The organism is Streptomyces sp. NPDC055025, assembly GCF_053608565.1.
The window spans coordinates 1-15,266 of the sequence record NZ_JBSGVS010000062.1; the positions used below are offsets into that span (position 1 = coordinate 1).

Below are 15,266 nucleotides of genomic sequence, written 5' to 3' on the forward strand. Positions count from 1 at the left end.
CGGTTCGCCTCCGGGGCGGCGAACCGAGCCCCGAAAAAGCAAGAAGGGGGCGCCCCGGCGTCCTTCGGGCCGACCTGGAACCCGCTGGCTGCGGGTCGACCGAAAGCCGTTGTCTACTGAACGCCGGGGCTCCACCCTGTCGCACCCGCCGACCGGCCGAAACCTTCCCTGGCCCCCCGAGACGCGGGTGCTGGACCTGGCTCCCGGTGGCGGTGCACCGGTGCGGCACACCGCCCCATGACCCAGCGGCGTTCGACGACTGCGCGGGGATTGCCGGACGGACGTCCTGTGGTGGACTCGGCCGAACCTACCCGCCGGTGGCTGCTTACTGTCAACAGCCGTTTGACCTGCGACGTTGGTCGAAATCACCAGGTCAGTAGGGAAGATCCGCAGGTCGCGACCGAGAGCGGGAAGCACTGGTCGGCGGTACGAAATGTCCCCATGTCACTCGTTCGGTCGCACAAACACGGTTTGTCCGGCGACAACGGTCCGCAGACATACGGGCAGCGGGCGGCCCGGGGTCAGATCCGGCAGGCCCGGCGTCCCCGAACGCGGGTCGGTGGACCAGCGGGCCACCCGGTCGTCGGGTGCCTGGACCACCAGTTCCTCGGTGCGCCAGACGGCGTAGTCGGCCGGGGCGCCCGGCACGAGCGTACCCGCGTCGTCGCGGCCGACGGCGCGCCAGCCGCCGCGGGTATGGGCGGTGAACCCCGCCCGTACGGAGATGCGGTGCTCGGGGGTCCGATGGAAGGCGGCGGCCCGCACGGTGCCCCACGGGTCCAGCGGGGTGACCGGACTGTCGGAGCCGAAGGCCAGCGGGACCCCGGCGCGCAGGAGCGCGGCGTACGGATTGAGCGTACGGGCGCGCGCGGCGCCGAGGCGCCGTGCGTACATACCGCCGTCGCCGCCCCAGGCCTCGTCGAAGGCGGGCTGAACGGAGGCGGTGAGTCCCAGCTCCGCGAAGGCGGCGATGGTCCCGGGGGTCAGCATCTCGGCGTGTTCGACACGATGCCTGGCGGCCCGGACCCGGGCGAGGCCCAGCCGCTCGGCGGCGGCCCGTACCCCGTCGACGACCGTGCCGACCGCGGCGTCGCCGATGGCGTGGAACCCGGCCTGGAGTCCGGCCTCGGTGCAGGCGGTGACATGGGCGGCGACCGCGGCGGCGTCGAGATGGGCGGTACCGGTGTGCGGGGCGTCGTCGTACGGGTCGCGCAGCGCGGCGGTGTGCGAGCCGAGGGAGCCGTCGACGAAGAGATCACCGGCGGCGCCCGCCGCGCCCAGTTCGCGGATGCGCCGGGCGCCCTTCTCGTCGGTGACCGGCTCGGCCCAGTAGCCGTGGATCCGGGGGCCGGGCTCCTCGTCCGCCATCCTCAGCAGCGCGGCGAAGTCCTCCTCGTCGGAGATGTCGGGGCCCGCGCACTCGTGCAGGGTGCCGATACCGAGCGAAGCGGCACGCCGGCGTGCCGCGCGCTGCGCCTCCGTGCGCTGGCGCGCGCTGACGGCCCCGTGCGCGGCGGCGCGTACGGCGTGGTGCGCGGCGGCGGTCAGCGGCGCGTCCGGGTGGTAGCCCACGAGGTCGGTGACACCGGGGACGAGATCGAGCAGCGCGGTGGTCACGACGGCCGAGTGCACATCGACACGCGGCAGATAGAGCGGCCGGCCGCCCGCGGCCTCGTCGAGTTCGGCGCGGGACGGCGGGCGCTGCTCGGGCCAGCGTGCGGAGTCCCAGCCGTGGCCGAGCAGAACGCGGCTGTCCGGGTGCGCGGTGCGGTGCGCCCGTACGAGCGCGAGCGCCTCGGCGAGGGTGCGCGCGGAGGACAGATCGAGTCCGCCGAGGGCGAGTCCGGTGGCGGTGGTGTGGACGTGCGCGTCGGTGAACGCGGGGGTGACGAGCGCGCCTTCGAGGTCGACGACCTCGTCCACGCCGGGGGCGAAGGCGTCGGCGGCGCCTTCGGAGCCGACCCAGGCGACATGGCCGCGTTCCACGACCATGGCGGTGGCGAAGGGGTCGGCGGGGCTGTGGACTTCTCCACCACGGAGGAGAAGGGTGCGGTGGGGGTCGGTGCGCTTGGTCATGCGACCAGTGTCGCGCGAAGCGGTGCCGCCTCCCGGCGGGGGGTCGGGGGTGGGGTGCGGGCCCGCATCAGGCCCGTCCGGCGATCGAGGACGGAAGCGACGGAAGCGGCCGTCAGAAAGACGGCGGTCTGGATTCGTAGGGCGTGGACAGGACCACCGTGGTGCGCGTCGAGACTCCCGCCAAGGAGCGGATACGGGTGAGGAGGTGTTCCAGTTCCAGTGGGGTCGGCACCCGGACCTTGAGGATGTAGTTCTCGTCCCCCGCCACACTGTGGCACGCCTCGATCTCGGGGATGCCCGCGAGCCGTTCCGCGATGTCGTCGGGGGCGCTCGGGTCGAACGGCTTCACCGAGATGAACGCGGTGAGCGGCAGGCCGACCGCCTCCGGGTCGACGACCGCGGCATAGCCGCGGATGACTCCGCGCTGCTCCAGCCTGCGTACCCGCTGATGCACGGCCGAGGTGGACAGGCCGGTGGCCTTGCCCAGGTCTGTGTAGCTCATCCGGCCGTCGTTGACGAGCAACTCCACGATCTGACGATCCAGCTCCTCCATACGGATCAACCTATTGCCCCAGGTCACTTCAGGCACAGTCGGCAAATGAGCCGAAGGGGCACCTGCGGGCGGCATGTGACGAAGACCACAGGTCTCTGACGCGGTCCTTCGAGACCTCACGGTTACCCGGCTCGCGCGACGGGAATTGCTTGCTGTGGTCGAGACCACAAGTGCCTGGTCGGCCCACCCGAGGGGGAATGTCTCCATGCAGAGCCTGAAGCGCGCCGGACGTACCGAACCGGAGCCCGTTGATCTCGTCGACGGCGACGACATCGACTTCGACGACACCTTCGAGATGTACCGGGTCGTCTGCCCGGACTGTGCGCAGCCGATCGCGCTGCTGGCGGACGAGGACGTCCTGCCGGAGCACGCTCTGTGCCCCACTCCGTGGAACCCGTTCGTGCTCTCCGTCTGTGCCGGTACGGGCCGTTCGGCGTCGGACGCCCGTCCCGCCGACGAGACGTCCGAGGTCCAGGAGCAGGACACCGCGCTGCTTCTGACGCTCCCTCAGGGGCTCAACTGGCGTACGCAGCCGTTCTCGCATGTCGGCGGACAGGGCTCGCGCCCGTTCAAGGTGCCGGCCGTTCAGCGGCACGCCGCCTGAGAGGACCCCCGGCGCGACCGCCCGACGTGTGTCGGAGAGCGCGCCGGGGACCGGATCAGCGTGTTTCCGGGCCCGCGAGATGACGGGCGATCACCATGCGCTGGATCTGGTTGGTGCCTTCGACGATCTGGAGCACCTTCGCCTCGCGCATGAAGCGCTCCACCGGGAAGTCCACGGTGTAGCCGTAGCCGCCGAGGACCTGTACGGCGTCGACGGTGACCTGCATCGCGGTGTCCGTGCAGAACAGCTTGGCCATGGCGGCCTGTTGGGAGAACGGCTGGCCCGCGTCGCGGAGCCGGGCGGCGGCGAGATAGAGCGAGCGTCCCGCCTCGATCCGTGTGGCCATGTCGGCGAGCAGGAAGCGCAGTCCCTGGAAGTCCGCGATGGGTCTGCCGAACTGCCGTCGCCCGGTGGCGTATTCGACGGCCTCGTCCAGGGCCGCCTGGGCGAGTCCGACGGCGCAGGCGGCGATGCCGAGACGGCCGGAGTCGAGCGCCGACAGGGCGATTGCGAAGCCCTGTCCCTCCTCCCCGATACGGCGGCTGTCCGCCACCCGTACGCCGTCGAAGTGGAGTTGGGCGGTGGGCGAGCCCTTCATGCCCATCTTCTTCTCGGGAGGAGCCGCGTTCAGACCGGGGGCGTCGCCCGGTACGAGGAACGCCGTGATGCCCCGGGCGCCCTCCTCACCGGTGCGGGCGAGCACGGTGTAGAAGTCCGCGATTCCGCCGTGGGTGATCCAGGCCTTGGTGCCGGTGATCACCCACTCGTCGCCGTCCCGTACCGCCTTCGTACGGAGCGAGGCGGCGTCCGAGCCGGAGGCGGGCTCGGAGAGGCAGTAGGCCCCCAGGAGGCCGCCGCCGAGCATGGCGGGGAGGTGTTCGGTCTGCTGGTCCTTGGTGCCGTAGCCGGCGAGGGCGTGGCAGGCCAGGGAGTGCACGCTGACGCCGAGGCCGACGGTGAGCCGGGCCGCGGCCAGTTCTTCGAGTACCTGGAGGTAGACCTCGTACGGCTGGTCCCCGCCGCCGTGGGCGGAGTCGTAGGGGAGGCCGAGCAGGCCGGAGGCGGAGAGCAGGGTGAAGAGTTCGCGCGGGAAGTGTCCCGCTTCCTCCTCCTCGGCCGCCCAAGGGGTGATCTCCCGCTCGATGATGTCGCGTACGAGGGCGACGAGGTCCTTGGACTCCTCGGTGGGCAGTTGCCTGTCCACCTGTCGCGGGGCGCGGTCGGGCATGGCGGCGCTCTCCTCCCTGTCGGGCGCTACGGCGGTCGCACGCGCAGGGTGTGGCGGCGGCGCCGGCTGGGGTCCGGGGGTGCCCCCGGACGGCAGTTCTGCCGAACCGATGCTGCCCTCCCGGATCGCGGAAGCTGCTGACCAGCGGTTGCGGCGCGTCGAGTATGCCCGATCAGCGGCGTTCCGTCACGGGTCGGAGGAACCCTCTCCGGTACGGGCCGAACCCGGCCCGCACCATTGACCCACTGGTCTAGTCCTTCTAACGTTCCCTCTCAACGCGTTCATGTCACACTCCCCCCACTCGTTTCTTCCTCCCCCACGAGGAGACTCCATGCTCAGGCTCCACCGCTCCCGGTTCCGGGCGCTGATCTCCGCCGCCTGTACCGCCGCGCTCGGCGTGACCCTGCTCTCCGGGGCCGGCAGCGCCTCGGCCGGTGAGACCACCGTTTCCGCCGCCCCCACAGCGGCAGGCGACAAGGTGGTCGGTTACTTCACCAACTGGGGCGTCTACGACCGCGATTACCACGTCAAGAACATCGAGACCTCCGGCTCGGCCGGAAAGCTCACCCACATCAACTACGCCTTCGGCAATGTGACCGGCGGAAAGTGCGTGATCGGCGACTCGTACGCCGACTACGAGAAGGCGTACACCGCCGACCAGAGCGTCGACGGTGCCGCGGACACCTGGGACCAGCCGCTGCGCGGCAACTTCAACCAGCTCCGCAAGCTCAAGGCGCTCCACCCCGGTCTCAAGGTCATCTGGTCGTTCGGCGGCTGGTCCTGGTCCGGCGGCTTCGGCCAGGCGGCGCGGAACCCGGCCGCCTTCGCGCGATCCTGCCACGATCTGGTCGAGGACCCGCGCTGGGCCGATGTCTTCGACGGTATCGACATCGACTGGGAATATCCCAACGCCTGCGGTCTGACCTGCGACACCAGTGGCCGTGACGCGTTCGGGAACCTCGCGTCCGCCCTGCGGACCGAGTTCGGGTCCGACGCCCTGGTGACGGCGGCCATCACGGCCGACGGCTCCGACGGCGGGAAGATCGACGCCGCCGACTACGCGGGCGCCGCGCGGTACCTCGACTGGTACAACCCGATGACCTACGACTTCTTCGGTGCCTTCGCGGCGCAGGGCCCCACCGCCCCGCACTCGCCGCTGACCTCCTACCCGGGGATTCCGACCGAGGGCTTCACCTCCGACGCGGCGGTCGGCAAGCTCAAGGGGCTCGGTATCCCGTCGGAGAAGCTGCTGCTCGGTATCGGCTTCTACGGACGCGGCTGGTCCGGGGTGACACAGAAGGAGCCGGGCGGTACGGCGACGGGCGCGGCGCCGGGCACCTACGAGGCCGGTATCGAGGACTACAAGGTCCTCAAGAACTCCTGCCCGGCCAATGGAACGGTCGCGGGCACGGCGTACGCCTTCTGCGGCAACCAGTGGTGGAGCTACGACACGCCCTCGACCATCGCAGGGAAGATGGCGTACAAGGACGAACAGGGCCTGGGCGGCACCTTCTTCTGGGAGCTGAGCGGCGACACCACCGACGGCGAACTGATCAAGTCGATCGACTAGGGCCTTTCCGGATCCAAACGAGAGGCCCTCGGCCCTGTCCCAGCAGGGGCGCGAGACTCGCCGGGGGCGGGGTGGCTGCCGGCCCCCGTCCCCGGCGTCATATCCGCGGCGGGTCCGGCTGCTCCTCGCGGCCGGTGAACGGGCGCCAGGTGAGGTCCGGCGGCGGCGCGGGGCACTCCGGCGCGAACTCCTCGATCGTGTTGAGGGTGTGGCGCAGCATCCGGACCAGCAGATCGCGCGGGATCTCCAGCGTCAGTTCCTGGTGGCCCAGCCACTCCAGCGTCAGCCACTCGACACTGCTGAGCCAGCCGAGCAGCGCGAGCCGGGCGATCGGCGGGATGTCGCGGCTGCCGTAGGCGCCTTCGGCGAGTGTGGCGACCAGGCCCGTGCGTACGGCGTCGCGGATGGCCTGCACCTGGGTGTCGAAGCCGACGCCGCCGGTGATGATGGTGCGGTACGCGGCCTCGTTCAGCTGGGCGAAGCGGAGGTAGGCCTCGACCGTGCGCTGGATCCGTTCCGTACGCGGCACTTCGGCGCTGCCCGCGGCGGCGAGGGTGACCAGTTCGGCGACCGAGTCCTCGACGATGGCGAGGTAGTAGCCGCGCTTGTTCTTGAAGTAGTAGTAGATCAGGCCCTTGGCGACCCCGGCGTGCTGGGCGATGTCGTCCATCGACAGCGCGTCGTACGAGGTGTTGGCGAAGAGCTTCCGACCGGTCGCGATGAGTTCGGAGCGCCGCACCTGCGATCGCGCGGAGGTGCCACGCTGTTGACTACGGTTCACATTCGCGTCCTGGTCTCCGGCTGCCACGGGATTCCCGCAAGATTTCCCGCAGTATCGCAGAGAGAGCACACGGGCTCACGAAGCGACCGCGGTGGCCCGGTGCCGGGGTCCGGGGGCGAAGCGGAATGTCCCCGCCCCCGGTCGCGGCCCCCCAAGGGCCCTGATCAGAGCAGGCCGACCGCCCGCAGGGCACGCCGCTGGACCGTGGACGGCGCGGCGGGCCAGTAGACGTAGCAGACACCGCCGGTGCCGGAGGCCACGGCGCCGGAGGCGTTGTACCGCTTGGTTCGGAGCCAGATCGTCTCCCATTCCGCACGGCGGTAGATCCGGCGTACGGCGGGGTTGTCCGGCGAGGCGGGGTCGTTGGCGATCACATCCCCGTCGGCCGTGAAGCCGATCACGGTCATGAGATGGCCCGAGGTGCCGTAGCCGGCTCCCGTCAGCTCCTCCTTGAGGAAGGACTGGGAGGTGATCACGGGAATGCCCGCGCGGATCAGGGTCTCCACCTCGGTCAGCGAGCCCAGCCGGGTGACGGCCGAACTCATGTCCGGGTAGGTGGCCGCGTAGGCGGCGTTGAAGGGCCAGTTGCCGCAGCCCTCGTACTGGTAGTCGTAGGTGAACCGGGCCGCGTGGCAGACCTGCGGGTCCGCGTACTCCGGGTTCACCCAGGCGAGATCGTCGGGGGCGGGCTCGCGCCCCCAGTACTCGATGATCATCTGCGAGGAGGTGGGGCTGCACCAGGCCTCGCCGCCGTTGTCGTACTCGGGGTACTGCCCGGAGTGGATGTTCTGCGAGTAGCGCGGCACGGGCAGCTCACGGGCGATCCCCGGTACAGAGACCGGGACGGTGAAGCGGTCCGGGACGTCCGAGGCCATCGCCCCGGCCCGGTGGACGGCGGGGGTGAGCCGGCTCCCGGGGACGCGGTAGAGCGTGAGCCGCAGCCGGTACGAGTCCAGCCGCGGCCCGCTCGCCGCGTCGTCCACCGAGAAGGTGTCGGTCCAGATGGTGCTGCGCCCGTCGGTCTGGCCGTCGACGGAGGTGCGCCGGATGTCGTCCGTACCGTCCCCGGCGGTCCAGCGGCCCATGACGTACCAGGGGGTGTCGGTGCCGTCGGAGTACCGGCCGCGCAGTTCGATCTGGAGCCAGGTGCCGGCGGGGGTCGTGGCGTTCCAGGAGGCGATCACCTCGGTGGCGGGGACCTTCGAGCGGTGTACGGGCGAGGTCCAGGTCGCGTACTCCCAGGCGGTGGTCCGCCCGGTGTGCGGATCGGCGTAGTCGGTACGGCCGGCCGGGGCGCCGATCACCAGCGCGGGCCGGCCGCCGGGCACGGCCCGGGTGCCCTGGTGCCGACCGGAGCGCCAGTCGGCGTACGAGGCCCAGAAGGCGTTGTCCACGAGAGGCCCGGCGCGGTCGGGGGCGGCCGGGGCCGGGGAGCCCGCGGCCGCCGCCGGGACGGCGGAGACCGCCCCGGCACCGGCGGCGGCGAGAGCGGCGGCGAGCACGGATCGGCGCGAGGTGGAGCTGGTCACGGGACCTCCGGTCGAAGGCGGAGAGGGCGGAGAGACACAGGTATACGGGGAACGATACGAAGGGCCGGGGAGAGCCGGCGGCTGCCCGGCATCGCCACTATCCCGGTTCGCGACGGGCTTCTGCCAGCGATTCACCTCGCGTCGCCCGATCAATATTGGTCTCGACCAGTGACGTGACCTGGGACCTCGTAGGGTGGGCGGATGACCGACCTGACCGGGGCCACCGCCGGCCTGCGCGCCCTGCCGCCCTCCTGCGGGCCCGTCCGGCTGATCGCCGTCGACGGCCACGCGGGCTCCGGCAAGAGCACCTTCGCGGGGCGCCTCGCGGCGGCGCTCGACGGCGCGCCCGTGCTGCGTCTGGACGATCTGGCCTCGCACGAGGAACTGTTCGCGTGGACGGAGCGGCTGATGAAGCGGATCATCGAGCCGCTCGCGCGGGGCGCGACGGCGCACTACGAGGCGTACGACTGGACGCTGCGGCGCTTCACCGAGCCGCGCGAGCTGCCCGCCGCGCCTGTCGTACTGATCGAGGGTGTGGGAGCCGGGCGCCGGGCGCTGCGGCCCCATCTCGCCCGGCTGCACTGGATGGACCGGGGCGCCGAGGAGTCCTGGGAGCGGGGCCGGCGGCGGGACGGTCCCGGTCTGTCCACTTTCTGGGACGGCTGGACAACGGCGGAGACTCGCCATTTCTCGGCGGACCCGTCCCGGCCCTTCGCCGATGCGCTGGTGAGGGAGTTTCTGGAGGGGTACGTGATGCTCCCGGGGCCCGTTTCGACCGCGATGCACGACCGGACCATCACCCACGGTGATCAGTTTCGGCCGCCATACTGAGCAGTCGGAAATCGACCCCGGACGAGTAACCAACTCCGCTTGACCGAGGGGCCGGACAGGTCTTACGTTCTCAATGTGCGGCTTTTCGGAGCCGCCGCGGACGCGAAGCCCCCGGTTGTTCCCCCGTGATCGGGGGCTTCGTTCTGCCCTCTTCGCCGGTTTCCGGCGCTCGCGTGCCCCCGCCCGCTCACCCTCGGTCACTGCTGTGGCCTCTGAGTGGTGCCCTTAGCCGCACACCCTCTGCGCAGGTACGATGCCATTCGGTAGGGTCAATTCCCGTCCGCCAGAGGGTGGTTCAGCACACTGCCGACGGGCGCCCGCCCGACGGGACAATCCGGGGGCACGGTTTGTTGTGGGGGGCCTGATGGACATCGGCACGCAGGGCGGCACCGCCGCCCCAGCCGACCTCGCCTGGGCGCGAGGTGTGGACGCGTACACGATGGGGGCCTACCCCCAGGCGGAGGAGGAGTTCAGGACCGCCGTACGGCTCGATCCCGCAATGGCCGACGGCTGGCTCGGGCTGCACGCGCTGCGCGTCGACACCACCACCGCGCTGCTGCACATGTACCGCCACCGCGACCGCTTCGGCGAACAGCGCGCCCGCCACCGCCGTACCCTCAACTCCTGGTACTGGCTGGGCTGGTGGGTGCAGCCGGTGCTGGAGAACGGGCGCGATCTGCTGCTCGCCCACGCCTCGCACTGGCTGGACGGCCGGCACGTACCGGAGCTGGACCGGGCGCTGGCGGGGCTGCCGCCCGTGGACGCCGATCCGCAGGTGCGGTTCCTGCACGCCTGCCGCGCCTATCTGGTCAAGGACTGGGACCAGCTGGTGCGCCACACCGAGCCGCTCGTCAACGATCCGCTGCTGGGCATCGAGGCCGGCCTCTTCGGCGGGATGGCCCGGGTCCGGCTGGAGATGTACGGGCAGGCCCTGCCGCTGCTGTCCACCGCGCTGATGCGCTGCCGCAGCGAACAGCCCCAGCGCAAGGAGCTGCGGTACTGGCTGGCGCGCGCCCATGAGGGCACCGGGCGCAGCGCCGCCGCCTTACCCCTCTACCGGGCCGTGCACCGGCTCGACCCCGCGTTCATGGACACGGCGGCCCGGCTGGCCGCGATCACCGACTTCGACGGCTACGAGGGGCCGGACGATCCGGTGGGGCTGGCCTCGGTGGCGCTGACCGGCTTCGGCCAGGACACGGCGGACGCGCAGGGCGAGAGCGAGGAGCCGACCGGCTCCGACGTACTGCTCGGGCGTGAGACCCCGCCCCCGATGGGCGGCGCGGCACCGGCGCCGGCGCGCGACGACGTACGGGAGAAGGTGCCGCCGCCCACCCAGCCGGCCCAGCCCAGATTCCCGGAGGGCCCCACCGATCCGGCGCTGCTCGCCGAGGCACTGGCCGAGCTGGAGCGGATGGTCGGTCTCGATCCGGTGAAACGCCAGGTCAAGGCGATCTCCGCGCAGCTCAACATGGCCCGCCTCCGGGCCGGTCAGGGGCTGCCCGTCCAGCCGCCGAAACGTCACTTTGTCTTCTCCGGCCCCTCCGGTACCGGCAAGACCACCGTGGCGCGCATCCTCGGACGGATCTTCTACGCCCTCGGGCTGCTCGGCGGCGACCACCTGGTCGAGGCCCAGCGGGCGGATCTGGTGGGCGAGTTCCTGGGGCAGACCGCGGTCAAGGCGAACGAGCTGATCGACTCCGCGATCGGCGGGGTGCTCTTCGTCGACGAGGCGTACAGCCTCTCCAACTCCGGATACACCAAGGGCGACGCGTACGGCGACGAGGCCCTCCAGGTGCTGCTGAAGCGCGCGGAGGACAACCGGGACCATCTCGTGGTCATCCTCGCCGGCTATCCGGAGGGCATGGACCGGCTGCTCGCCACCAACCCCGGCCTCTCCTCCCGCTTCACCAGCCGGGTCGACTTCCCCAGCTACCGTCCGCTGGAGCTGACCGCCATCGGCCGGGTGCTGGCCGCGGAGAACGGCGACCTCTGGGACGAGGAGTCCGTGGACGAGCTGCTGTCGATCAGCGGGCATGTGGTGGATCAGGGGTGGATCGACGAACTGGGCAACGGGCGCTTCGTCCGCACGCTGTACGAGAAGAGCTGCGCGTACCGCGATCTGCGGCTCTCCGGCTACAGCGGCACACCCACCCGCGACGACCTGGCGACCCTACGCCTGCCGGACCTGATGCAGGCGTACGGCGAGGTGCTCTCAGGCCGAGGCACGCCACCGCCTGCCGGCTAGGGTCTTTCGTTTGGATCTGGCTGGGTGAGGGAGCGCCCGCCGCGGGAGCGGCTGGTGTCCGCGTGGTGCCGTGGATCGCAAGGCGGAGGAGGGAGTCCACGCGGAGCGTAGGCGACCGACGACAACGCGGCGAGGCGCGGTGCCAGGGCACGCGAGCCCAGCAAGATCCAAACGAGAGGCCCTAGGGGTCGTGGCCGGGGGGTGCGTTGTGGCTGGGGCTGGTTTTCGGGGTGCGGGTCCGTCCGTGCGACGGTCCGTCCTCGCTCGCCGGACGGGCTTGTCTTCCGGGCCTGCGCACGGACCAGGCCCGGCCGGGCGCACCCCCCACCGGCCCGCGGCCGGACCACCGGCGGGAGGGCACCCGACGAACCGCCCCGCACCCACCACCGACCCCCGCGCCGCCGGGCGCGAGAGGCGGTCAGCGCGCCAGGACCTGCGCCGCCTTGTCCGCGCGCTGGCCGCCGACCACCGCTCCCTTCGGTACGCGTTCGCGGTGCGACGGGTCCCGGACCTCGCCGACCAGCTTCTCCAGGACGTCCTCCAGCGCCACCAGCCCCAGCACCCGCCCCGACGCGTCCGCCACCTGGGCGAGATGGGTGGCCGCGCGGCGCATCACGGTGAGCGCGTCGTCCAGGGGCAGCTCCGCCCGCAGCGTCGCCATCGGCCGCCACACATGCTGCGGCACGGCCCGCTCCCCCGCCTCCAGATCGAGGACGTCCTTCACGTGCAGATAGCCCATGAAGACCCCGCCGCTCTCCGCGCACACCGGGAAGCGCGAGTAGCCGGTGCGCACGGTCAGCTCCTCGATCTGGCGCGGGGTGACCGCGGGGGGCACCGTCACCAGTGAGGCGTGCGGCAGCAGCACATCGGTGACCGGGCGGCTGCCCAGTTCCAGCGCGTCCTCCAGCCGCTCCTGCGCCTCGGGCTCCAGCAGTCCCGCCTGGCCCGAGTCCTCGACCAGCCGGTTGAGCTGCTCGCTGGTGAAGACGGCCTCCACCTCGTCCTTGGGCTCGACATGGAAGGCCCGCAGCACCAGCCGGGCGCACGCGCCGAGACCGGCGGTCACCGGACGGCAGAGCCGGGCGAAGCCGACCAGGCCGGGGCTGAACCAGAGCGCGGCCTTCTCCGGGGCGGCCATGGCGAGGTTCTTCGGGACCATCTCGCCGATGACGAGATGCAGCGAGACGACAAGCGCCAGGGCGATCACATAGCCCAGCGGATGGATCAGGCCCTCGGGCACATGGACCGTGTGGAAGACGGGTTCCAGCAGACGTGCCACGGTCGGTTCCGCGACCGCGCCGAGGGTCAGGGAGCAGACGGTGATGCCGAACTGCGCGGCGGCCATCATCTGCGGCAGGTTCTCCAGACCGTGCAGCACCTGTCTGGCGCGTGCGGAGCCGCGTGCGGCGTGCGGTTCGATCTGGCTGCGGCGTACGGAGACGAGGGCGAACTCCGCGCCGACGAAGAAGCCGTTCGCCAGGACCAGTACCACGGCGAAGACGAGTTGCAGGGCGCTCATCGGGCGCCCTCCGCCATCGCGGGGGCGCCGGCCGGTATGTCGGCCGCGGTCACGGGCGGACCGTCCGCCCCGGCCCCGGCCCCGGCCCCGGGCGCGGTCGCGGTCGCGGTCGCGGTCGCGGGCAGGACGTCCGCGGCGGTCATGGGCGGGGCCTCCGCCGCGGTGCCGGGCGGGGCGTCGGAGGTGCGTACCAGCCGGACCCGCTCGGCGCGGTAGCGGTCCACCTGGCGCACGGACAGCCGCCAGCCGGGCAGCTCCGCCTTGTCGCCGGGGGCCGGGATACGTCCCAGCAGATCGGCGACCAGACCGGCCAGGGTCTCGTAGGGGCCGTCCGGTACGTCGAGCCCGATCCGCCGCAGGGTGGGGACCCGGGCGCTGCCGTCCGCGTCCCAGGCCGGGCGGCCGTCCTCGGCGGCGACAGGGGCCAGTTCCGGCCGTCCGTCGCCCTCGGCGTCGTGCTCGTCGCGCACCTCGCCGACCAGCTCCTCGATGATGTCCTCCAGGGTGACGACCCCGGCCGTACCGCCGTACTCGTCGACGACGACGGCTATCGGCTGCTCGCTGCGCAGCCGCTCCAGGAGCTGCTGTACGGGCAGGGTCTCGGGCACCAGCAGGGCCGGTACGGCGATCTCCCCGGCCGGGGTGCGCAGCCGGTCCGCCACGGGCACGGCGAGGGCGTCCTTGAGATGCACCATGCCGACGATCTCGTCGATGCGCTCCCGGTAGACGGGGAACCGGGAGAGACCGGTGGCACGGGTGAGATTGAGGACGTCCGCCGCGGTGGCGTCGCTCTGGAGGGCGCTCACCTTGACCCGGGGGGTCATCACGTGCTGCGCGGTGAGCCGCCCCAGCGAGAGCGTCCGTACGAACAGATCCGCGGTGTCCTGTTCGAGGGTGCCCGCGCGGGCGGAGTGGCGGGCCAGGGAGACGAGTTCGCCCGGGGTGCGGGCCGAGGCGAGTTCCTCGGTCGGCTCCACGCCCAGCACCCGCACCAGCCGGTTGGCGACGGTGTTGAGCAGGGAGATCACCGGCCTGAAGACGGTGGCGAAGAGATACTGCGGGCCCGCCACGAACCGGGCGACCTGGAGCGGCCTGGAGACCGCCCAGTTCTTCGGTACGAGTTCGCCGATCACCATCTGGACGGCGGAGGCGAGCAGCATCCCGATCACCACCGCGACACCGGAGACGGCCCCTTCGGGCAGTCCGGTCGCGGAGAGCGGTCCGTCGAGCAGCCCGGCGAGCGCGGGCTCGGCGAGCATGCCGACGACCAGCGAGGTGATGGTGATACCGAGCTGGGTGCCGGAGAGCTGGAAGGACAGCTCCCGCAGGGATCGGACGACGGCGCGGGCGCGGCGGTCGCCGCCGGCGGCGGCGCGCTCGGCGTCCGGGCGGTCCACCGTGACCAGGCCGAACTCGGCGGCCACGAAGAAGCCGTTGGCGAGAATCAGAAGGAACGCTGCGGCGAGCAGCAGAAGGGGGATGGTCATGCCGCCGCCTCGTCGAAGGGGGCGGCGCAGGTACTACCGGACGATCCGTCCATTGCTGGAGGGAGTCACTCCTCGGGTCGCAGGTGCCCCGCGGGCCGTCGCGGCCGTCTGATGCGGGGCGGGGGCGCACTCGGCGCCTCCGCCACCAGAGTAATCAAGAGAGGGCGCGGGAGGGCAGTGGCGTACGCCCCTGTGGCGCGGCCGTGGACGGCCGGGCTCCGCTCCGCGGGGTCAGTTCTTCTCCGTACCGGTGCCGTGCGATTCGGCCAGCGCGCGCAGGGCGCGCGCGTCACGGATGGCGTGCGCCTTGGCCACACCGGGCTGAATACCCAGTACGGGCAGGCTGCTGCCGTCGCTCAGATCGAGGAAGACCCAGGGATCGCCGGAGCGCAGATTGACCCGGAGGATCTCGGCCCACTCCAGTCGGCGCGTACGGGTGAGATTGACCACGGTGACCCCGGTTTCGTCCGCGACGACCTTGGGGCGGCTGAGCAGCATCAGTATGCCGAGGAAGACCAGGGCCGTGAGGATGAAGCTCGCCCGCTCCCCCGGGCCCAGGTTCTCCAGCAGCAGGGCGACGGCCGTGATGACGGTGAACATGAACGCCCCCACGGTCAGCAGGACGATCCGGGTCCTGGTCGGCCGGAAGGTGACCGGAAGGACGGGCTCCACGGCTTCGGACGGACCGGACCGCGACGGACCGGACGTCGGCGGACCGGACTGCGGGGGAATGGACTGCGGGGGAATGGATTCCGGCGTATCGGATGAATCCGACGGGTCGGACTGGGGCGCGGGAGCGGACATCGGTTCCTGGTCTTCCCGGGGTGGCATCGGAGTGGCGTC

Annotated in this window: 12 protein-coding genes; 4 read left to right on the top strand and 8 right to left on the bottom strand. The window is 71.6% G+C overall.

Annotated elements, in window-relative coordinates; genetic code table 11:
- Nucleotides 1-444 precede the first annotated feature (444 nt).
- On the bottom strand, nucleotides 445-2,076 hold the full coding sequence (locus ACWGDX_RS30830; RefSeq protein ID WP_453630873.1) for an amidohydrolase: 1,632 nt from the start codon (nucleotides 2,074-2,076) through the stop codon (nucleotides 445-447).
- Between the two features lie 112 nt (nucleotides 2,077-2,188).
- On the bottom strand, nucleotides 2,189-2,629 hold the full coding sequence (locus ACWGDX_RS30835; RefSeq protein ID WP_066956527.1) for an Lrp/AsnC family transcriptional regulator: 441 nt from the start codon (nucleotides 2,627-2,629) through the stop codon (nucleotides 2,189-2,191).
- A gap of 205 nt (nucleotides 2,630-2,834) precedes the next feature.
- Here ACWGDX_RS30835 and ACWGDX_RS30840 point away from each other — a divergent pair, with 205 nt between their 5' ends.
- Nucleotides 2,835-3,233 (top strand): hypothetical protein, encoded by a 399-nt coding sequence (locus ACWGDX_RS30840; RefSeq protein WP_453630875.1) that lies wholly within the window; start codon nucleotides 2,835-2,837, stop codon nucleotides 3,231-3,233.
- A 55-nt stretch (nucleotides 3,234-3,288) separates the two neighbouring features.
- Here the strand turns inward: ACWGDX_RS30840 and ACWGDX_RS30845 are convergent, their stop codons facing one another.
- Nucleotides 3,289-4,461: an acyl-CoA dehydrogenase family protein gene (locus ACWGDX_RS30845; RefSeq protein WP_453630877.1), complete on the bottom strand. Its 1,173-nt coding sequence runs from the start codon at nucleotides 4,459-4,461 to the stop codon at nucleotides 3,289-3,291.
- Nucleotides 4,462-4,792: 331 nt separating this feature from the next.
- On the opposite strand from ACWGDX_RS30845, the gene ACWGDX_RS30850 reads away from it, so the two are divergent.
- Complete coding sequence (locus ACWGDX_RS30850) at nucleotides 4,793-6,031, top strand: glycoside hydrolase family 18 protein (protein WP_453630879.1); 1,239 nt, start codon at nucleotides 4,793-4,795, stop codon at nucleotides 6,029-6,031.
- A gap of 97 nt (nucleotides 6,032-6,128) precedes the next feature.
- On the opposite strand, the gene ACWGDX_RS30855 is transcribed toward ACWGDX_RS30850, so the two are convergent.
- Both ACWGDX_RS30855 and ACWGDX_RS30860 read right to left on the bottom strand, forming a co-directional pair.
- Nucleotides 6,129-6,812, bottom strand: a complete 684-nt coding sequence (locus ACWGDX_RS30855) for a TetR/AcrR family transcriptional regulator (RefSeq protein WP_453630880.1) — start codon at nucleotides 6,810-6,812, stop codon at nucleotides 6,129-6,131.
- 164 nt (nucleotides 6,813-6,976) lie between these two features.
- The gene (locus ACWGDX_RS30860; RefSeq protein ID WP_453630881.1) at nucleotides 6,977-8,341 is read right to left on the bottom strand and encodes a peptidase C39 family protein; all 1,365 of its coding nucleotides are present in this window, start codon (nucleotides 8,339-8,341) and stop codon (nucleotides 6,977-6,979) included.
- A 201-nt stretch (nucleotides 8,342-8,542) separates the two neighbouring features.
- On the opposite strand from ACWGDX_RS30860, the gene ACWGDX_RS30865 reads away from it, so the two are divergent.
- Nucleotides 8,543-9,172 carry a uridine kinase family protein gene (locus ACWGDX_RS30865; RefSeq protein ID WP_453630883.1) on the top strand — a complete coding sequence of 210 codons (630 nt, stop codon included), beginning with the start codon at nucleotides 8,543-8,545 and terminating at the stop codon, nucleotides 9,170-9,172.
- Between the two features lie 364 nt (nucleotides 9,173-9,536).
- The gene (locus ACWGDX_RS30870) at nucleotides 9,537-11,417 is read left to right on the top strand and encodes an AAA family ATPase (protein ID WP_453630885.1); all 1,881 of its coding nucleotides are present in this window, start codon (nucleotides 9,537-9,539) and stop codon (nucleotides 11,415-11,417) included.
- A 418-nt stretch (nucleotides 11,418-11,835) separates the two neighbouring features.
- Here the strand turns inward: ACWGDX_RS30870 and ACWGDX_RS30875 are convergent, their stop codons facing one another.
- The 3 genes from ACWGDX_RS30875 to ACWGDX_RS30885 form a co-directional block, all read right to left on the bottom strand.
- Nucleotides 11,836-12,936 carry a hemolysin family protein gene (locus ACWGDX_RS30875; RefSeq protein ID WP_382864148.1) on the bottom strand — a complete coding sequence of 367 codons (1,101 nt, stop codon included), beginning with the start codon at nucleotides 12,934-12,936 and terminating at the stop codon, nucleotides 11,836-11,838.
- Entirely contained in the window at nucleotides 12,933-14,423 is a 1,491-nt protein-coding gene (locus ACWGDX_RS30880; RefSeq protein ID WP_453630888.1) for a hemolysin family protein, read from the bottom strand. Before ACWGDX_RS30880 ends, ACWGDX_RS30875 begins: the two co-directional genes overlap by 4 nt.
- A gap of 231 nt (nucleotides 14,424-14,654) precedes the next feature.
- Nucleotides 14,655-15,095 carry a PH domain-containing protein gene (locus tag ACWGDX_RS30885; protein WP_453630890.1) on the bottom strand — a complete coding sequence of 147 codons (441 nt, stop codon included), beginning with the start codon at nucleotides 15,093-15,095 and terminating at the stop codon, nucleotides 14,655-14,657.
- Nucleotides 15,096-15,266: the final 171 nt, after the last annotated feature.

Excerpts from the sequence above, each read along its gene's own strand:
- ACWGDX_RS30830 (WP_453630873.1), bottom strand. The coding sequence starts at position 2,076 with ATGACCAAGCGCACCGACCCCCACCGCACCCTTCTCCTCCGTGGTGGA.
- ACWGDX_RS30835 (WP_066956527.1), bottom strand. The coding sequence starts at position 2,629 with ATGGAGGAGCTGGATCGTCAGATCGTGGAGTTGCTCGTCAACGACGGC.
- ACWGDX_RS30840 (WP_453630875.1), top strand. The coding sequence starts at position 2,835 with ATGCAGAGCCTGAAGCGCGCCGGACGTACCGAACCGGAGCCCGTTGAT.
- ACWGDX_RS30845 (WP_453630877.1), bottom strand. The coding sequence starts at position 4,461 with ATGCCCGACCGCGCCCCGCGACAGGTGGACAGGCAACTGCCCACCGAG.
- ACWGDX_RS30850 (WP_453630879.1), top strand. The coding sequence starts at position 4,793 with ATGCTCAGGCTCCACCGCTCCCGGTTCCGGGCGCTGATCTCCGCCGCC.
- ACWGDX_RS30865 (WP_453630883.1), top strand. The coding sequence starts at position 8,543 with ATGACCGACCTGACCGGGGCCACCGCCGGCCTGCGCGCCCTGCCGCCC.
- ACWGDX_RS30870 (WP_453630885.1), top strand. The coding sequence starts at position 9,537 with ATGGACATCGGCACGCAGGGCGGCACCGCCGCCCCAGCCGACCTCGCC.
- ACWGDX_RS30875 (WP_382864148.1), bottom strand. The coding sequence starts at position 12,936 with ATGAGCGCCCTGCAACTCGTCTTCGCCGTGGTACTGGTCCTGGCGAAC.
- ACWGDX_RS30880 (WP_453630888.1), bottom strand. The coding sequence starts at position 14,423 with ATGACCATCCCCCTTCTGCTGCTCGCCGCAGCGTTCCTTCTGATTCTC.